The sequence below is a fragment of the Zoogloea sp. genome (genome assembly GCF_041911615.1).
Lineage (GTDB): Bacteria > Pseudomonadota > Gammaproteobacteria > Burkholderiales > Rhodocyclaceae > Zoogloea.
Genome location: NZ_JAYROR010000126.1, coordinates 24,271 through 42,153, shown reverse-complemented (window position 1 = coordinate 42,153; position 17,883 = coordinate 24,271). Strand labels below are relative to the sequence as shown.

Here is a 17,883-nt window from a genome sequence, read left to right as displayed (position 1 = left end):
CAACGCGGCCGCCGCAACCCGGAATGGGCGCCTAATCCGCCACGACCGGCCGCCGCGGTCAGCGCGGCCGGCTCTCCCAGATCTTCTGCAGGCGCTTCACCGACACCGGCATCGGCGTCTTCAACTCCTGGGCAAACAGGCCCACGCGCAGCTCTTCCAGCAGCCAGCGGAATTCCTCCAGCTGCGGATCGGTGACGCCGGCCTTGGCCTTGGCGAGCCATTCCCGCTCGAAGGGCTGGGCGAGCTTCTTCCAGTCGCCCATCAGCTCGGCATCCCGCGCGGGGTTGTTGCGCAGCTTGTCGATGCGCACCGTGGCGCCCTTGAGGTAGCGCGGAATCTGGGCGATCCGCTCGTAGGGCAGCGCAACGAGGAAGTTCTTCGGCATCAGCTTGCCCACCTGGGCGTTGATGTCGGCCACCACGTCCGGGAAGGTCTTGAGGCCGGCGAGGCGCTTGACGAGCGTGGCGTGCTCGACGATCAGCTGGCCGGTGAGGCGCATCAGTTCCTGGGCCACCAGGGTGATGCGCGGCTTGGCTTCCTGGCAGCGCTTGTCGAAGCTGTCGGCGTCGGTCGGCAGCGGTTCGAGCAGGCAGCAGCGCTCCAGCGTGGCAACGACAAGCTGGGCCTTGAGTTCGGCCTCGGAACCGTAGCTGATGAACTGCAGCGCCAGCTCGCGAATGCCCGGCAGCTTCTCGATGGCCTTGACCTGCGCCGACAGGGCCAGCGCAAACAGGCGCGCGAGGCCGCCGCGATGCACCTTGGCGGCCTCTTCCGGCGTGTCGTAGGGGCGCAGCGACACGCTCGCGCCGTCGTCGTGGAGCGCCGGGAAGCCGACGATCTCGCGGCCGGCGACCTTCACTTCCAGCAGCTCGGGCAGCGGGCCGAAAGTCCAGCCGGTGAAGCCGGCGAGCTGCTTGTCGGCGGCCGATGCGGCGGGCGTGGCCCTGGCAGGCTCGCCGCCCTTTCTGGGCGTCTCTGGCGCGGGCGCGGGCGCCGGCACGATGCGCGCGCTCTGGAAACGCTGTGCCACCTGATCGCGGAATTTCGTGCGCAATTCGGCCAGGTTGCGTGACTGGCCGAGGACGCGGCCGTGCTCGTCATGCACCCGGAAGTTCATGAAGCAGTGCGGGTTGAGGTTCTCGGGCCGGAAGCTCTCCATCGGCAGCTTGAGCGAGACCCGCTCTTCCACGAAGCGCTGCAGCGCCTTGATGAGGGGGTCGTCCAGATCGAACTCACCCGCCTCGAACTTCGTCATGAAGTCCGCCGCGCTGTCGGCCATCGGCTGCAGGCGGTGGCGGTGCTTTTGCGGCACGGTGCGCAGGAGCGCGGTGACCTTTTCTTCGAGCAGACCGGGCACCAGCCACTCGCAGCGGTTGGCGGGAATCTGGTTGAGCATCGCCAGCGGTACGGTGAGCGTCACGCCGTCGTCGGCCTCGCCGGGTTCGTGCAGGTAAGCGAGCTTGAGTTTCTGGCCGAGCACCTCGAGGCTGGACGGGAAGCGATCGGTGGTGATGCCTTCCGCGTCGTGGCGCATCAGCTGGTCGCGGGTGAGCTGCAGCACCTTCGGCGCCTTCTTCTCGGCGGCCTTGCGCCAGGCCTCGAAGCTGGCCAGGTCGAGCACGTCGGGCGGCAGCTTGGCGTCGTAGAAGGCGTAGATGAGCTCTTCATCCACCAGCACGTCGGGCCGGCGGGATTTGTGCTCAAGCCGCTCGATCTCGGCCATCAGCCGGCGGTTGTGGCCCAGGAAGGCCATGCCCCGGGCCGGGCCTTCGGCGATCTCGCCCTGCACCAGGCCTTCGCGGATGAACAGCTCACGGCACAGGGCCGGATCGATCTCGCGGTAGCTCACGCCCCGGCGCGGATACACCGTGAGGCCGTACAGCGTGCCGCGCTCCCAGCCGCGCACGGCGCCGCTGGCCTTGGACCAGTGGGGCTCCGACACCTGCCGCTTGAGCAGGTGGCCGCCCACCTCCTCCAGCCACTCGGGTTCGATGCGGGCGAGGCAGCGGCCGAACAGCCGCGACGTATCCACCAGCTCGGCACACATGATCCACTTACCGGCCTTCTTGGCGATGGCGGAACCCGGGTGCGGCCAGAACTTGATGCCGCGGGCGCCCAGATAGCTGCCGGCGGCGGGGCCGGAAGCGTCCTCGATCTTGCAGCCCACGTGGCCCAGCAGGCCGGCGAGCAGCGCCTTGTGGATGTCCTCGAAGCTGGCGGGCTTGTCGTTCTCCTTCCAGCCGTGTTCGGCGCAAAGGGTATGCAGCTGGGTGAACACGTCGCGCCATTCGCGCAGGCGCAGCCAGGACAGGAAATTACTCTTGCACCACGCCTTCTGCTTGCTGGAGGTTTCGTGGCGCTGGACTTCCTCCCAGGCTTTCCAGAGGTTCCAGTACCACAGGAACTCGGATTTCTGCTCCTGCTCCGGGCCGCGGAAGCGGGCATGGGCCTGGTCGGCGGCGGCCTGACGCTCGGGCGGGCGCTCGCGCACGTCTTGCGTCGACAAGGCCGCGGCGATCACCAGCACCTCGGCGAGGCTGCCCCGATCCCGCGCGGCGAGGATCATCCGGCCGATCTTCGGGTCCAGCGGCAGCTTGGCGAGCTCGCGGCCCACCGGCGTGAGCTGCATGACGCCCTCGCCTTCGCGCTCCTCGACGGCGCCGAGCTCGGCCAGCAGCTGGTAGCCGTCGGCCACCATGCGCGGCAGCGGCGCGTCGATAAAGGGAAAATCCGCTACCTCGCCGAGTTTGAGCGACTTCATCCGCAGGATCACCCCGGCCAGGGACGAGCGGAGGATTTCCGGGTCGGTGTGGGCCGGGCGGGCGTTGAAGTCGTCCTCGTCGTAGAGCCGGAAGCAGATGCCGTCGGCCACCCGGCCGCAGCGGCCGGCGCGCTGGCGGGCCGCCGACTGGGCGACCTTCTCGATCTGCAGCTGCTCGACCTTGTTGCGGTGGCTGTAGCGCTTGACCCGCGCGAGGCCGGTATCCACCACGTAGCGGATGCCCGGCACGGTCAGCGAGGTTTCGGCCACGTTGGTGGCGAGCACCACCCGGCGGCCCTTCGACGGCGCAAACACCCGCGCCTGCTCCTGGGCCGACTGGCGGGCGAAGAGCGGCAGCACCTCGGTGCCGGCGGCGTGGTGGGCCTTGCGCAGGGCTTCGGCGGCTTCGCGGATTTCGCGCTCGCCGGGGAGGAAGACCAGCACGTCACCGGGGCCGCTGCGGTGAGCTTCGTCCACGGCGTCGACCAGCGCGTCGTAGAGGTCGCGGTCCGGCCCGCGGGGTTCGGGGCGCGGCGCCTCGCCGGGGCGGACGGGCTTGGGCTCGTCGCGCTCGACGGGCCGGTAGCGCATCTCGATGGGGTAGAGCCGGCCCGAGACCTCGATCACCGGCGCGGGCTTGTCGGCCGTGCCGAAGTGGCGGGCGAAGCGCTCGGCGTCGAGCGTGGCCGAGGTGACGATCAGCTTCATGTCCGGCCGCTTGACGAGCAGCTGGCGCAGATAGCCGAGCAAAAAATCGATGTTGAGGCTGCGCTCGTGGGCCTCGTCGATGATCAGCGTGTCGTAGGCCGACAGCAGCGGGTCGCCCTGGGTTTCGGCGAGCAGGATGCCGTCGGTCATCAGCTTGATGTAGCTCTGCGGGCCGATGCGGTCGGTGAAGCGGATCTTGTAGCCGACGGTGGCGCCGAGCTCGCTCTTCAACTCCTGCGCGATGCGGGTGGCGGTAGCGCGGGCGGCGATCCGCCGCGGCTGGGTGTGACCGATCAGGCCAGCAACGCCGCGCCCGAGCTCCAGGCAGATCTTGGGCAGCTGAGTCGTCTTGCCCGAGCCGGTCTCGCCGCAGACGATCACCACCTGGTTGTCGCGGATCGCCGCGGCGATCTCGTCCTTGCGCTGGTTGACCGGCAGCTCGGGCGGAAAATCGGGCCGGGGCAACGCGTCGCGGCGGGCGATCAGCTTCGCGGCGGAATCGGCGATGGCGAGGCGCAGCGCCTCCGGCACGTCGGCCAAGGTGCGCGGGCGGCGCTGCAGCTTGCGCAGATCGCGGCGCAGACGCGGGCGGTCGGCGCTCAGGCAGTGTTCGAGCAGGCGGTACGGGTCCTGGGACGTCGGGGCGGAAGGCGAAGCGGGCATTGCGATACGGCGACAGGATGAAAGGCGGAAAAAACGCGACGGCGGCGCTCAACCACGCAGCACGTGGACGGTCCACATGCCAAGCGCGGTCATGCACAGCGAGCCGCCCAGGTGCACGGCGGCAGCCCCCGCCGCCCAGGCGTAGCGGGCGGTGTCGATCAGATGCACGACTTCCGCCGAGAACGACGAGAAGGTGGTGAGCCCGCCCAGGAAGCCGGTGACAACGAACAGGCGCACCTCCGGCGGGAGGTCGGTGCGCAGCGCGAACCACGCTACCGCCACCCCCACCAGGTAGCCGCCGAGCAGGTTGGCGGCCAGCGTGCCGAGCGGAATGTGGGCGAACAGCGGGTTGAGGCGCAGCCCCAGCCACCACCGCAGCCAGGCGCCGAGGGCGGCGCCGACACCGATGGCGACAAACGCGAGAGCCGGGAAATGATGGGCGTGATCGGACATGGCCCGGCATTTTACCTTGCCCGCCCCACCGCCGCCCGGCCACATGCACGCCGGGCCGCCCGGCGCACCGCGCGACGCCGCCCGTGCCGCTAAAGACCTCGGCGCCACGGCCGATATCCACAGCGGCGGCCTGCATTTCAAAAGCGGGTTGCTGTTTGGATTGGAGCTCAGATGGAAAGTCTCGACGGCACGCCCGCCGGTGCGGTGCGGTGCGTGTATGAACCCGGATTCGATTGCGGCAGCGGCGAGCTGACCTGCGCCCGCCTGCGCATCCTCGCCCCCGAGGGCCTGGACGAAGTCGCCTTGCGCGACGTGGGCGGCCCCGGGCTCGACGACCTGCGCAGCGCCGCGGCCCAGGTCGCCGCCTGGTCGGCCGGCTGCGGTCGCGCCCTGGTACTGTGCGTCGGCGCCCTCGAAGAGGCGCTGTGCGACCCGGCCTTTCCGGCGCAACTCAACGCCCTCCTGCTCGCAACCCAGCTCGCGCCGCACTGCCTGGAATTCTGCATCACCACCGCCGGTAGCCACATCGCCGACGAAACCGTCGCCCTGCTGCAGCGCCTCAAGGGCTGCGGCATCCGCTTCTCCCTCAGCGCAACCAGCCCCGCCAACGCCCACGTGGCGTGGGTCCGGCGTCTGCCGCTGGACGCCATCGACGTACCCTCGCACCTGGTGCGCGACGTGGTGGCCGACCCGGAAGGCGTCGCCATCCTGCGCGCCCTGGTGATCCGCGCCCACAAGATGAAACTCGCGGTCTGCGCAACCGGCGTCGACGACCCGCACACCGCCTCGATCGTCACCGCCACCGGCTGCGACCAGGTGTGCGGCCCGATGTTCGGCGCCGCGATGCCGGCCGAAGCGTTCAAGGCCCTGCTCGGGCGCCGCCTCGACAACCCGCTGCGACGCCCGAAGCAGGAGCGCACCCTGCTGCTGGTGGACGACGAGCAGAACATCCTCGCCTCCCTGCGCCGCCTGCTGCGCAAGGAGGGCTACACCATCCTGACCGCCACCAGCGGCCAGGAAGGGCTCGACCTGCTCGCCACCCATCCGGTGGACGTGATCATCTCCGACCAGCGCATGCCGGGCATGACCGGCGTCGAATTCCTGCGCAAGGCCAAGGACATGGACCCCCAGTCTGTGCGCATGGTGCTCTCCGGCTACACCGACCTGCAGTCGGTCACCGACGCGATCAACGAAGGCGCGATCTACAAGTTCCTCACCAAGCCGTGGGACGACGCGATGCTGGTGGCCAACATCGACGAAGCCTTCCGGCGCAAGCTGCTGTGCGACGAGAACCGCCGCCTGTCGGTCGAGCTGCAGCGCGCCAACCGCGAACTCGAACGCATCAACACCCAGCTCACCGACGTGCTGGCCGACCGGGAGCGGCGCCTGGGCGTCGACGAAGCGGTGCTGCGCCTCACCCACGAAGCCCTCGCGGTGATGCCGCTGCCACTGCTCGGCATCGACCCGTGCGGGATGATCGCCCTCGCCAACGCCGCCGCCGAACGGCTCTTTGCCGAGCACATCCCGCTGATCGGCCTCGACGCCGCCGGGGTGCTGCCCCCAGAACTCCTCGCCCTGGTGGACAACGGCACCCAGTCCGGCGAAGTGAACGTGGGCAGCCGAACCTTCCGCATCGAAGCCCACCCCCTCGGCAACGCCTCCGACGCACGCGGCACCCTGCTGGTCTTCACTTGCGCAAGGAGTCGGCCGTGAGCGACACCCGAGAAATCCCCCTCGACGAGGCCGAAGCCGGCATGGAACTCGCCGCCGCCTTGCACGACGCTGCCGGCCAGGTTCTGCTGCCGGCCGGCGTCGTCCTCACCGACGGCCATCTGGACAGCCTGCGCCGACGCGGCATCGAGCGCCTGACGGTGGTCCAGGCCGCCGACCCCGAAGCCATCGCCCGCCAGCGCGAGGCGATCCGCGCGCGCGTGATGCACATCTTCCGCCACACCGCCGACGACCCCGCATCGCTGGCCCTGCTCCACGCCGTGCTGGCCTTCCGCCTGGAGAAAGGCCGATGACCGCCCCCACCCTCGACGAAATGATCCGCCACATCCGCGGCCTGCCGGCCATGCCGGCCGTCGCGATGGAGCTGCTCACCACCCTCTCCGGCGGCGACGCCGACGTGGACGCCCTGGCCCAGCGCATCGCCCAGGACCAGGCCATCGCCGCCCGCGTGCTGCGCGTCGCCAACTCCCCCTTCTACGGCCTGCAGGCGCGGGTCGGCTCGATCCACGACGCCATCGTGGTGCTCGGCTTCACCGCCGTGCGCTCGCTGGTGCTGGCCGCCGCGGTGGTCACCGCGCTGCCGCCGGGCTCCTGCCCGGGCTTCGTGCCGAGTCGCTTCTGGCGCCACGTGCTGGGCACCGCGGTGGCCGCCCAGGCCCTCGCCAAGGCCCTTCGTCACAAGGCCGACGGCCTGTTCATCGCCGGCCTGCTGCACGACATCGGGCGGTTGGTGATGGTCTCGGTCTATCCCGAACACTACGCCCGGGTGATCGCCCTCGCCAACGAGCGCGACAGTCGCCTGCTCGACGTCGAAACCGAGGTATTCGGCTTCGACCACACCGCCGTCGGCGCCGCGCTCGCCCGCTACTGGAACTTCCCCGAGGACATCGTCGAAGCCCTGGCCTGCCACCACAACCCCGAACTGGCGCGCCCCGGCAGCCTCGCGGCGGTGGTGCACTACGCCGACGCCATCGCCAAGGCCCTCGATCTGGAAGAAGCCGAGAACACCCAGACGCCGCCGCTGCACCTGGACTCCGTCAACGCCCTCGGGCTCGACTGGCAGGCCCTCGGCAGCGTGCTGGCCGACACCCAGGCCCGCTTCGACAGTCACCTGCCGATGCTGGGCTGACGCGCCGATGGACATCCAGCCCTTTCCGCTCCCCGACAGCCTGTTCCCGGTCGCCAACGCGCTGAGCTCGGCGGTGGCGCTGTACCGGGACGGGCGGATCCTGTTCGCCAACCGGGCCATGTCGCGGCTGTCGGGCTACACCCCGGCCGAGCTGGCAGCGATGCACATCACCGATCTTTTTCCGCCCCACCTGCGCGACGGCCTCAAGGCCCAGAGCCACGCCCACCTCGAAGGCGATCCGCCGCCGCTGCTGGCCGAGAGCTTCATCGTCACCAAGCGCGGCGAGGAACGCTGCGTCGAGCTGACCCTCACCCACGAACGAATTCGCGACGTCCGCACGCTGGTGTGCAGCCTGGTGGACATCACCGAGCGCAAGCACGCCGAAAACGCCCTGCTGCGGATGCGCACCGACCTGGAAGCCAAGGTCGCCCAGCGCACCCGCGACCTGCAGGACGCCAAGGCCACCCTCGAACAGGACATCGCCCGCCGCGAGACCGCCGAGACCGAACTGCTCAAGCGCTACGCCGAGCTCACCGAACTCAACTGCCGGCTCTACGACACCCAGCAGCAGCTCGTCCAGTCCGAGAAGATGGCCTCCATCGGCCAGCTCGCCGCCGGCGTGGCCCACGAGATCAACAACCCGATCGGCTACGTCAATTCCAACATCCACAGCCTGAAGGGCTACGTCGCCCAGCTGCTCGACGTGCTCGACGCCTACGAAACCGCCGAGACCGCGCTGCCCGCCGACGTCCGCGAGGCCGTCGAGGCCGCCAAACAGCGCGCCGACTTCGCCTTCCTGCGCGAGGACATCGCCCAGCTCATCAGCGAATCGGAAGAAGGCACCGCCCGGGTCCGCAAGATCGTGCAGGACCTGCGCGACTTCTCGCGCACCGACGCCAGCCAGGACTGGCAGCCTGCCGACCTCCACCAGGGGCTCGACAGCACCCTCAACATCGCCAGCAACGAGATCAAGTATCGGGCCGAGGTGGTGCGCGAATACGGCACGCTGCCCCTCGTCGAGTGCCTGCCCTCGCAGCTCAACCAGGTGTTCATGAACATTTTCGTGAACGCTGCCCAGTCGATGCCCGAAGGCCGCCGCGGCACCATCCGCATCCGCACCGGATGCGAAGGCGACACCGTGTGGATCGAGGTTTCGGACAACGGCTGCGGCATTCCGGCCGACGTGCTCGACCGCATCTTCGACCCCTTCTTCACCACCAAGCCGGTGGGCAAGGGCACCGGCCTCGGCCTGTCCCTGTCCTACGGGATCGTGCAGAAACACAACGGCCGCATCGCGGTGAACAGCACCCCTGGCGCAGGCACCACCTTCCGCATCACCCTGCCCGTCAGCCACCGGGCCGAACCGGGAGCCCCTTCATGACTACCGTCGCCCCTCCGACCGCCACCCGCAGCGCCACCCAGGCCTTCAGCATCCTGTGCGTGGACGACGAGGCCAACATCCTGTCGGCCCTGCGCCGCCTGTTCCGCCCGCATGGCTACACCGTGCACATCGCCACCAGCGGCGCCGAAGGCCTCGAGATCCTCGGCCGCGAGCACGTCGACCTGATCATTTCCGACATGCGCATGCCGGTGATGGACGGCGCCGCCTTCCTTGCCGAGGCCCGCAAACGCCACCCCGACACGGTGCGCCTGTTGCTCACCGGCTACGCCGACATGGAATCGACCATCGCGGCGATCAACAGCGGCCAGATCACCCGCTACATCTCCAAGCCCTGGAACGACCAGGACGTGCTGCTCACGGTCCGCGAAGCCCTCGAACGGCAGGCGCTGGAACAGGAAAAGACCCGCCTCGAAACCCTTGCCCAGCGCCAGAACGAAGAGCTCAAGCAGCTCAACGCCAGCCTCGAACAGAAGGTCGAGGCCCGCACCGCCGAACTCAAGAGCGCCCACGAAAAGCTCAAGCAGAGCTTCCTCACCTCGATCCGGGTGTTCTCCAACCTCATCGAACTGCGCGAGGGCAACAACACCGGCCACGCCAAGCGCGTCGCCGACCTGTCGCGCAAGATCGCCGTCAAGCTCAACTTCTCGGCCACCGATGTGCAGGACGTGATGCTCGCCGGCCTGCTTCACGACATCGGCAAGATCGGCCTGCCCGACGAACTGCTCGCCAAGCCGGTCTCCCACATGAGTGGCGACGAACTGGGCCTGATGCGCAAGCATCCGATCACCGGCCAGGCCGCGCTGATGGGCCTCGAGAACATGCGCGCCGCCGCCACCCTGATCCGCGCCCACCACGAACGCTGGGACGGCCAGGGCTACCCCGACCGCCTCTCGGGACTGGCGATTCCGTACGGCGCGCGCATCATCGCGCTCGCCAACGATTTCGACGGCATGCAGATCGGCCTGCTGTCGCCGCGCCGCCTGAAAGCCGCCGAGGCCATTGCCTTCATCCAGCAGAACCGCGGCAAGCGCTACTGCCCGCAGGTGGTGGACGCCTTCATGGAAGTGATGGGCGCGGTGGACACCGTGCCCCAGGTGGTCAGCGAACTGACGCCATCGTCCCTCAAGCCGGGCATGGTGCTGGCGCGGGATCTGGTGACCCGCGACGGGGTCATGCTGCTGGCGGCCGACTTCGTGCTCGACGACAACCTGATCCGCCAGCTGCGCGAACTGGAGGCCACGGAAGGCGTGCGCCTGTCCATCGCCATCCAGCCCGAGCGCAAGTAGGTGCCGCGGCCCGCCTCAGCCGGGCAGGCCGACCGCCCCCGCGGGCAGCACGCAGGCGCTGCTCAGCGACTGGGCCAGCGCCCGGCTCGACATCGGGCGGGCGAACAGGTAGCCCTGGATCAGGTGGCAGCCCTGGGCGCGCAAAGTCTCGAGCTGCGACATCGTCTCCACGCCCTCGGCCACCACCTCCAGCCCCAGGCTGTGGGCCAGGCCGATCACCGCCTTGACGATCGCCACCCCCTGCCCCTCGTCCAGCTCGCTCACGAAGGAGCGGTCGATCTTCAAGGTGTTCACCGCCAGCCGGCGCAGGTAGGCCAGCGACGAGTAGCCGGTGCCGAAGTCGTCCACCGCCACCCGGATGCCCATCTCGCGCAGCTGGGCGAGAATCGTCGTGGCGTAGTCGAGATCGCGCATCAGCACCGTCTCGGTCAGCTCGAACTCGATCCGCGACGGCGCCACCCCGGCCCCGTCGAGCACCGCGCGCACGGTGGGGATCAACTGGGTGTCCATGAAATTGACGCCCGACAGGTTGATGCTGATGCGGAAATCGTCGGGCAGCGCCGTCCCCAGCGCGGCGATGTCGTGGCTGACCCGCTCCATCACCGAGCGGGTCAGCGGCACGATCATTCCGGTTTCCTCGGCCAGCGAGATGAACTCCGGAGGCGGCACCGGCCCGCGCGCCATGTGCGGCCAGCGCACCAGCGCCTCGGCCTTGACGATGACGCGCCGCTCGACGTCGACGATGGGCTGGTAGAGCACCTGCAGCTCCTCCTCGCCGAGGGCCCGGCGCAGGTCGCCCTCCAGCGTGAAGCGCAGGAAGGCGGCCACCTTCATTTCCTCGGAGAACAGCGCCACCTGGTCGCGGGTGACTCGCTTGGCGCGGTTCAGCGCCGTCTCGGCGGCCTTCAGCAGCGCGTCGGCGTCGGTGGCGTGCTCGGGCATCACCGCCACCCCGACCCGCGCCGACAGGGCGATGTCCTGCCCCGGCACGCGGATCGGCGCCCGCACCACCCGCAACAACTCGTGGGCGATCGCCAGCACGTCCTCCACCGGCCCCACGTCGCTCACCAGGATGCCGAACTCGTCGGCCGCCAGGCGCGCCACCTTCAGGCGCGGCAGACTGCCACCGCCGGCCGGCTCGGCGGGCGTGCGGTCGCCCATCGATTCGCGCAGGCGGTGACCGATCACCTGCAACACCTGGTCGCCGCGCTCCGGCCCGAGGCTGTCGTTGATCCGCGCGAAGCGGTCGATGTCCACCACCATCACCGCGCAGCGGCTGTCGTTGCGCAGGCAGCGGGCGGTGGCGGCGAGCAGGCTCTCGCGGAAGAACTCGCGGTTGGGCAGCCCGGTGAGCGGATCGAAGTAGGCGAGCTGGCGGATGCGCCGCTGCGCCTCGACCTGCTCGGTGATGTCCTGGGCGCTGCCCTCCATCTGCAGCGCCGTCATGTCGTCGCCGGCGTCGGCCCGCTCGACGGTCTCCATCACCGTGCGCACGCTGCCGTCGGGCCACACGATGCGGTAGGTCAGGCGATAGCCGATGCCCTGGCGGGCGCCCGCCAGGGCCACCTCGACCATCGAACGGTCCGGCCCATAGACGTGCTCCACCAGCGCCGCCATGCCCTCGCCGAAGGTCTCGGCGTGCTGGCCGAAGAGGCGGAAATACTGGTCGGAGCGCTGCACCTCGTCGCTGGGCACGAACCACTCCCAGCTGCCCAGGCGGGCGATGCGCTGGGCGCTGGAGAGGCTCTCCTTGTTGCGCACCAGCTCGCGCAGCAGTTGCGACGAACGCAGCACGTAGCGGATGCGAAAGCGCAGCAGCGTCCAGTTGATCGGCTTGGAGATGAAATCGGTGGCGCCCACGTGGAAGGCCTGCTCGACCGACTCGCTGTCGTCCAGCCCGGTGAGCATGATGATCGGCACCAACTCGCCGGCCGGCGTCGCGCGCAGGCGCTGGCACACCTCGAAGCCACTGAGCCCGGGCATCATCACGTCGAGCAGGACGAGATCGGGGTGGCCCTGTTCGAAGGCCAGCAGGGCCTGCACCCCGTCCTCGGCTTCGGAGGTGGTGAATCCGCCCTCGCGCAGCGCCTCGGTGGCCATCATGCGGGTCAGCGGGTCGTCATCCACGATCAGGACGTGGGCCTTGGGGGTGGCAGTCATCGTTCCGTCGGGCCTTCCACCCGGTCAATCGCATCCATGCTCATCAGTTCCTCCTCGACGAGGCGCGCCTTGCAGGCGGCCCAGGCCTCGACCAACGCATCGGCGTCGGCCTGGGTCGGGACGAGACCGGCCTTCATCCGCTCGTCCAGCGCCCGCGCCCGCACGCCGAGGCGCACCGCCCCGACCGCCAGGCAGGCGGATTTCATCTTGTGGGCGAGGCGCTGCACCGCGGCAGTGTCGCCGGTGGCGGCGCCCTCGGCCAGGCTGCGCAGGTTGCGCACCGTCTCGCCGACGAAAAGCGGCAGCAGCCGCTGCAACATCGGCGAGTCGCGCCGTCCATTCACGCCGGGCAGCCCGAGCAGCACCGCCACGTCGAGGTCCGGCTCGCCGGTGGGCGCGGCCGGCGTTGCCACGACGGCGGGCGCGTCGCGACGGGCCGCGCCGTCCGGGTCGGACGGCAGCGCCTCGCGTAGCCAGTGGCTCAGCACCGCCCACAGCTGCTCACCCGAAACGGGCTTGACGACGTAGTCGTCCATGCCCGCGGCGAGGCAGGCATCGCGATCCTCGCGCAGGGCGTTGGCGGTGAGCGCCACGATCGGCATCCGCGGCAGGCCGTGCGCCGCCTCGTCGGCGCGGATCGCCTGGGTGGCCTGGCGGCCGTCCATCTCGGGCATCTGGATGTCCATCAGCACCAGATCGAAGCGGCGCGCGCGGCACGCCTCGACGGCCTGACGGCCATCCACCGCCACCGACACGCGGCAGCCGAGGGATTCGAGCACCGCCACCGCCACTTCGCGATTGACCGGATGATCCTCGACCACCAGCAGATGCGCGGCGAGGGTCCGCTCCGGCGCCACGGCGGGTTCGAGCGGCGGCTCGCTGCCGAGTCCACGGCGAATCTCGGCGCCGGTGAGCGGACGGCTCAGCACCGCGTCGGCGCCGGCCTCGCGTATCGCGGTCACCTCTTCGCGGCCGGAGCCGACGATCGCCACCAGCAGCGGACGCCCGGGCCGTCCGCGCAGGCTGGCGAGCAGACGCCCGCCATCGCCGTCGAAGCTGCCGTCCACCACCAGCCAGTCGTAGCCGGTACCGATTGCCAGCATCTCGTCGATGGCCAGCGGGTCGTAAGCCAGCTCGGTGCGGCAGCCGACAAAGGCGAGCTGCTCGACCAGCGCGTCGCGCAGGTGCGGATCGCCGATCGCCAGCAGGGCCGCCCGGCCCACCAGCGGCGCGTCGGGCTGCACGTCGGGCGCCGCGACGCCGAGCTCGAATTCGACCCAGAAGCACGAACCGCGTCCCGGCTCGGTGACGTAGCCGATCTCGCCGTTCATCAGCTCGACGAGCTGACGGGCGATGGCGAGACCCAGACCGGTGCCGCCGAAACGTCGCGCCATCGAGTTGTCGGCCTGGGAAAACGACTGGAACAGCCGGGCGCCGGCCTCCCGCGGCACGCCGATGCCGGTGTCGCGCACGTCGATGCGCAGCCGCATGCGTCCGCGCCGGGCGCACGGCGCCGGGGTGACGACGATCGAGATCTCGCCCTTCTCAGTGAATTTCTGGGCGTTGGAAACCAGGTTGTTGAGCACCTGACGCACCCGCAGGCCGTCGCCCGTCGCCCGCGCGGGCACGCGACGATCCACGTGCAGGCACAGCTGCAGGCCGCGGGCATGGGCCGAAGTGGCGAAGAGGGTGGCGATCTGGTCGAGGGTGTCGCGCAGCGCAAAGGGCAACGCCTCGAGTTCCAGCCGCCCGGCCTCGATCTTGGATACGTCGAGCACGTCGTTGATGATCTCCATGAGAGCCCGCGCCGAATCATCGAGCATATCAACAAAACGCCCCTGACGCTCGCCCAGGGGCGTCTGGCGCAGGAGGCCGATCATACCCATGACGCCGTTCATCGGCGTGCGGATCTCGTGGCTCATGTTGGCGAGGAACTGCGATTTGGCGCGGCTGGCGGCCTCGGCCTGCTCCATCGCGGCCTGCAGTTCGGCGGTACGCGCGGCCACCTCGGAGGCGAGGCGTTCCCGGTGGAGGGTCAGTTCCCGGTCGCGGGCGGCGATCTCGGCGAGCATCCCGTTGAAGCCGGCGATCAGCTCGCCCACCTCGTCGGCGTAGCCCGGCGGCGCCCGCAAGTCGTAGCGCTTGCCCTGCCCCACCGCGCGCACCACCTCGGCGAGCTGCTGCAACGGCGCGACGATCATCCCCTGCATGCGCCGGGCGAACACCCCGGCGGCGAGCAGCGCCACCACCAGCCCGAGCAGCGCGAACAGCAGCCACAGGGCGAGCCGTCCGACGATGGAACGCAGGTCGAACTCGAGGATCAGCCGGCCGAGCCGCTCGCCGTCGCTGTCCAGCCCCTTGGCCACGACCAGGCTGAGGGAACTCCAGTGGAAGGCGTCCACGTCGGCGCGCCGGCGCAGGTGGTCCACGTGCTCGGGATCGCTGCGCAGTTCGACCGGATAGGCGGCGAACACCGAACCGTCGGGACGCAGCACCACCGCCGTCGCCACCCGGTCGTGGTGGCGCAGGGCCGCCAGCAGCAGGTCGGCGACCGGCGCGTCGTCGAAGCGCAGTGACGAGATGACGCTCTCGGCGACGATCTCGGAGAGCATCCGGCCGTCCTCGTCGGCACGCCGGACTTCGTTGTGGGCCTCGGTGAGGAAGATCGTCAGCACCGCCACCCCGAGGGCGATCAGCACGCTCAGGCGGGCGACGATGCCGAGCTTGCGGCCGATGGGCAGATCCTGGAGTGGTCGCATCAGGGCACCCGGTGTCCGAACACGTTGCGGCCCAGGCGCAGCAGCTGCGAGCTGGCGCGCAGCCCGTCGCGGGCCAGGGCAGTCAGGTTGATGTCGAAGCGCACCCGGCCGTCCTCGACGACCAGTCCGACGGCGCCGCCGGCCTCGGCGAAGCCGTCGATGTCGCTCACCGTGAGCACCCCGCGGGTCGCCAGGGCCCGCAGCACCAGGCCGAGCCGGCGCTCCTCCGAGTCGGCGACGAAGACCAGGTGGCAATCGACCGCCGCGTCGGCGCTCTCCACCTGGCGCAGGCGCACGTCGTGGCCGTTGACCTGACGGCCCTCGACCCCGGCCAGCGCGCCGCCGAACGGGTCGCGCCCGAGCACGCACAGGCGCAGCGGCGCGCCGGCGGGCAGACGCGCCGCCGGCCATTCGATGTAGCGGGCGAAATTGAGCAGGTAGGCCGCCTTGATCTGGTATTCGCCGGGTGGCGTCGCGGTCGGCGTCATCGCCGCCACCGGCGCCGCCACGGCGCAGGTCGCCGCGAGGAGCAGGAGACGGGCGGCCCGGCGGGCGGAACGTAAAAGGCTCACCGACGCGTCCTCAGAACCGCCAGATGCCCTGGACGTAGCCCTGCCGGGCGATGTAGGCCGGCTGCGTCGGGAAGAAGCTCGACGTGTATTCCATGTGGCGCCGGTCGAACAGGTTGGCGCCGACCACCGCCAGCTCGAAGGCCGCGCTGGCCCGCCAGCCGTAGCGCAGGTCCACCGCCGTGTAGGCCGGCACGTCGCCCAGCCCGACCGCGCCGACGCGCCGCAGCATCAGGTCCAGCTCGCGCCCGCGCCCCAGGTTGACCAGGCCGTGCAGGCTGGCCCAGTAGTGGGGCGACGCGCGCACCAGCAGTTCGTTGGATGCCTGGGTGGCGATGTCGGCGCGCTCGCCGACCCGGGTGTTCATCAGGGTGTAGCTGGCCTGCATCCGCAGGGTGGCCGTCACCGGCAGGTCGAGGCCCAGCTCGATGCCGGTGCTGTGGGCGGTGCCGACGTTGCCGCGATAGATGTTCTGCAGCGGCACGTAGGGGCCCGAGCCGAAGTACGGCACGCCCGGCACCTGCAGCCCGACCGGGTCGAGGTAATCGCCCACCAGGCGGCGGTAGTCGTGGCGGAACAGCACCGCCTCGAAGCTGCCGTTGCCCAGGTTGCGGCGATAGCCCAGCTCCAGCGCGTCGACCCGCTCGGCCCGGGGACGCCAGTCCGGCCCGGGCTGCGAAATGATGAAGATTTGAGGAATGTATGGAACGCCGGTCTGCTTCACGCCGTAGAGGATCGACGCACCGATCTCGCCGATCGACGGCGTGCGCGCCGCGCGCGACCAGTTGGCCCACAGGCTGTCCGCGTCGCTCGGGGTCCACATCAGCCGTGCCGTGGGCTGCGGCTCGTAGTGGGACAGCGTCGAATGCTCGAAACGGCTGCCCAGGGTCAGCTTCCAGGTGCGCGGCTGCAGCGTGATCTCGTCCTGCACGAAGGCGCTGACGATCTGGAACGAGCGCGCCTGCGGCGACACGGTGAGCACCGGCGTGGTGGTGGTGATCTCGGTCTGCACGTAGCGGTGCCCGACGCCCCACATCAGCTCGTGGGCGCCCACCGGCACCAGGCGGTGCTGGAAATCCACGTCCGCCGAGGTGATGCTGCCGTGGCCGTAGCCGGCCACCTCGGCCTGCTGCTGATCCACGTAACCCTGCAGCGACGCCTCGCCGCCCAGCAGCCCCCAGCTGTAGCGCCCCAGCAGATTGGTGCCCTGAAACACGAAATCCAGCGGCAGCAGGCCGGTGATGCCGCCCAGGCCGTTGGTCGCCAGGTTCTCGGCGTTGGTGCGGCGATAGGCGTTGCCCTGGAGGGTCCAGGCATTGACCTTCGAACCCGCACCGTCGGCCCGGAAACCCGCCAGCCAGCCACGGTTCGCATCCACGTCCGCGCGCCCGTCGGCCGGGCGCGACGGCGTCAGCTCGCTCCCCTTGGCGAACACCCGGAGGGCGCCGATGCCCTCGAACTCCACCCCCTGCCGGACCGCCACCGCCGGATGCCCGCGGTCGTCGACGCGCACCGAGAGCAGCCCGCCCCGCGTCGCCGCCGCCTTGCGGGTGACGATGTTGATGACCCCATTGACCGCGTTCGCCCCCCACAGCGACGCCCCCGGACCACGAATCACCTCGATCCGCTCGACGTCCTCCAGCATCACGTCGAGCGCCTCCCAGAACACGCCCGAGAACAACGGGCTGTAGACGCTGCGCCCGTCGATCTGGACCAGCAGCTTGTTGGCGAACCGCCCCTCGGCGCCGCGCACGCCCACCGACCAGCGTCCGCCGCCGATCTGCGCCACGTTCAGGCCGGGCACCTCGCGCAGCGCCTCGGGCACGCTGCGCGCGCCGCTGCGGCGGATATCCTCGGCGGTCAGCACCGTGACGGCCGCCGGCGTCTCCGACAACTTCTGCGCCTTGCGCGACACCGTCGCCACGTCGAGTCCGGCCAGCTCTTCCAGCGCCATGTCGACCAGGGGCGCGTCGTCGGCGCGCGCGAGCAGGGCACACAGCAGGACGGGCAAGGCAAGGCAGGCGCGATAAGGGGGCATCGAGGGGTTCTCAAAAAATGGCGGAAGGCGGCGCGGGACAGCCAGCCTGACCTGCCGTTCTACCAAAATCCACCGCCAACGCCCGCCTAACAGTTCGCGCCACATCTTTTTTCACTTTCGTCATGCGCGCCGCCGCGGACAAGATCACGGGCACCGCAAACCCTGTCGCCCCCCCGTCGGCGGACGCCGGGTTTTCGGCGTCGAAGCTGCAGCGCCGCCGCCAT

At 70.1% G+C, this 17,883-nt stretch carries 11 protein-coding genes; 5 read left to right on the top strand and 6 right to left on the bottom strand.

Annotation, left to right across the window (positions count from 1 at the left end):
• Positions 1-58: 58 nt before the first annotated feature.
• Positions 59-4,132, bottom strand: coding sequence for an ATP-dependent RNA helicase HrpA (gene hrpA / locus ACE3P2_RS16670; protein ID WP_374266509.1), 4,074 nt, complete (start codon positions 4,130-4,132; stop codon positions 59-61).
• 48 nt (positions 4,133-4,180) lie between these two features.
• On the bottom strand, positions 4,181-4,585 hold the full coding sequence (gene crcB, locus ACE3P2_RS16665; protein WP_374266507.1) for a fluoride efflux transporter CrcB: 405 nt from the start codon (positions 4,583-4,585) through the stop codon (positions 4,181-4,183).
• 171 nt (positions 4,586-4,756) lie between these two features.
• Here crcB and ACE3P2_RS16660 point away from each other — a divergent pair, with 171 nt between their 5' ends.
• Genes ACE3P2_RS16660 through ACE3P2_RS16640 form a run of 5 tightly spaced genes read left to right on the top strand, consistent with a single transcriptional unit; the run spans position 4,757 to position 10,133 of the window.
• The gene (locus ACE3P2_RS16660; protein WP_374266505.1) at positions 4,757-6,298 is read left to right on the top strand and encodes a response regulator; all 1,542 of its coding nucleotides are present in this window, start codon (positions 4,757-4,759) and stop codon (positions 6,296-6,298) included.
• Positions 6,295-6,609 (top strand): hypothetical protein, encoded by a 315-nt coding sequence (locus ACE3P2_RS16655; RefSeq protein ID WP_374266503.1) that lies wholly within the window; start codon positions 6,295-6,297, stop codon positions 6,607-6,609. Before ACE3P2_RS16660 ends, ACE3P2_RS16655 begins: the two co-directional genes overlap by 4 nt.
• The gene (locus ACE3P2_RS16650) at positions 6,606-7,445 is read left to right on the top strand and encodes an HDOD domain-containing protein (protein WP_374266501.1); all 840 of its coding nucleotides are present in this window, start codon (positions 6,606-6,608) and stop codon (positions 7,443-7,445) included. The genes ACE3P2_RS16655 and ACE3P2_RS16650 overlap by 4 nt, the downstream gene beginning before the upstream one ends.
• 7 nt (positions 7,446-7,452) lie before the next feature.
• Entirely contained in the window at positions 7,453-8,826 is a 1,374-nt protein-coding gene (locus tag ACE3P2_RS16645; RefSeq protein ID WP_374266499.1) for an ATP-binding protein, read from the top strand.
• Positions 8,823-10,133, top strand: a complete 1,311-nt coding sequence (locus tag ACE3P2_RS16640) for an HD domain-containing phosphohydrolase (protein WP_374266497.1) — start codon at positions 8,823-8,825, stop codon at positions 10,131-10,133. Before ACE3P2_RS16645 ends, ACE3P2_RS16640 begins: the two co-directional genes overlap by 4 nt.
• A 15-nt stretch (positions 10,134-10,148) precedes the next feature.
• Here the strand turns inward: ACE3P2_RS16640 and ACE3P2_RS16635 are convergent, their stop codons facing one another.
• Genes ACE3P2_RS16635 through ACE3P2_RS16620 form a run of 4 tightly spaced genes read right to left on the bottom strand, consistent with a single transcriptional unit; the run spans position 10,149 to position 17,659 of the window.
• A complete protein-coding gene (locus tag ACE3P2_RS16635) occupies positions 10,149-12,293 on the bottom strand; it encodes an EAL domain-containing protein (protein WP_374266495.1) in 2,145 nt (714 codons plus the stop codon).
• Positions 12,290-15,052: a response regulator gene (locus ACE3P2_RS16630; protein ID WP_374266493.1), complete on the bottom strand. Its 2,763-nt coding sequence runs from the start codon at positions 15,050-15,052 to the stop codon at positions 12,290-12,292. Before ACE3P2_RS16630 ends, ACE3P2_RS16635 begins: the two co-directional genes overlap by 4 nt.
• A complete protein-coding gene (locus tag ACE3P2_RS16625) occupies positions 15,052-15,624 on the bottom strand; it encodes a YfiR family protein (protein ID WP_374266491.1) in 573 nt (190 codons plus the stop codon). Before ACE3P2_RS16625 ends, ACE3P2_RS16630 begins: the two co-directional genes overlap by 1 nt.
• A 10-nt stretch (positions 15,625-15,634) precedes the next feature.
• Positions 15,635-17,659 carry a TonB-dependent receptor plug domain-containing protein gene (locus ACE3P2_RS16620; protein ID WP_374266489.1) on the bottom strand — a complete coding sequence of 675 codons (2,025 nt, stop codon included), beginning with the start codon at positions 17,657-17,659 and terminating at the stop codon, positions 15,635-15,637.
• Positions 17,660-17,883: the final 224 nt, after the last annotated feature.

Excerpts from the sequence above, each read along its gene's own strand:
- hrpA (WP_374266509.1), bottom strand. The coding sequence starts at position 4,132 with ATGCCCGCTTCGCCTTCCGCCCCGACGTCCCAGGACCCGTACCGCCTG.
- crcB (WP_374266507.1), bottom strand. The coding sequence starts at position 4,585 with ATGTCCGATCACGCCCATCATTTCCCGGCTCTCGCGTTTGTCGCCATC.
- ACE3P2_RS16660 (WP_374266505.1), top strand. The coding sequence starts at position 4,757 with ATGGAAAGTCTCGACGGCACGCCCGCCGGTGCGGTGCGGTGCGTGTAT.
- ACE3P2_RS16650 (WP_374266501.1), top strand. The coding sequence starts at position 6,606 with ATGACCGCCCCCACCCTCGACGAAATGATCCGCCACATCCGCGGCCTG.
- ACE3P2_RS16645 (WP_374266499.1), top strand. The coding sequence starts at position 7,453 with ATGGACATCCAGCCCTTTCCGCTCCCCGACAGCCTGTTCCCGGTCGCC.
- ACE3P2_RS16640 (WP_374266497.1), top strand. The coding sequence starts at position 8,823 with ATGACTACCGTCGCCCCTCCGACCGCCACCCGCAGCGCCACCCAGGCC.
- ACE3P2_RS16635 (WP_374266495.1), bottom strand. The coding sequence starts at position 12,293 with ATGACTGCCACCCCCAAGGCCCACGTCCTGATCGTGGATGACGACCCG.
- ACE3P2_RS16630 (WP_374266493.1), bottom strand. The coding sequence starts at position 15,052 with ATGCGACCACTCCAGGATCTGCCCATCGGCCGCAAGCTCGGCATCGTC.
- ACE3P2_RS16620 (WP_374266489.1), bottom strand. The coding sequence starts at position 17,659 with ATGCCCCCTTATCGCGCCTGCCTTGCCTTGCCCGTCCTGCTGTGTGCC.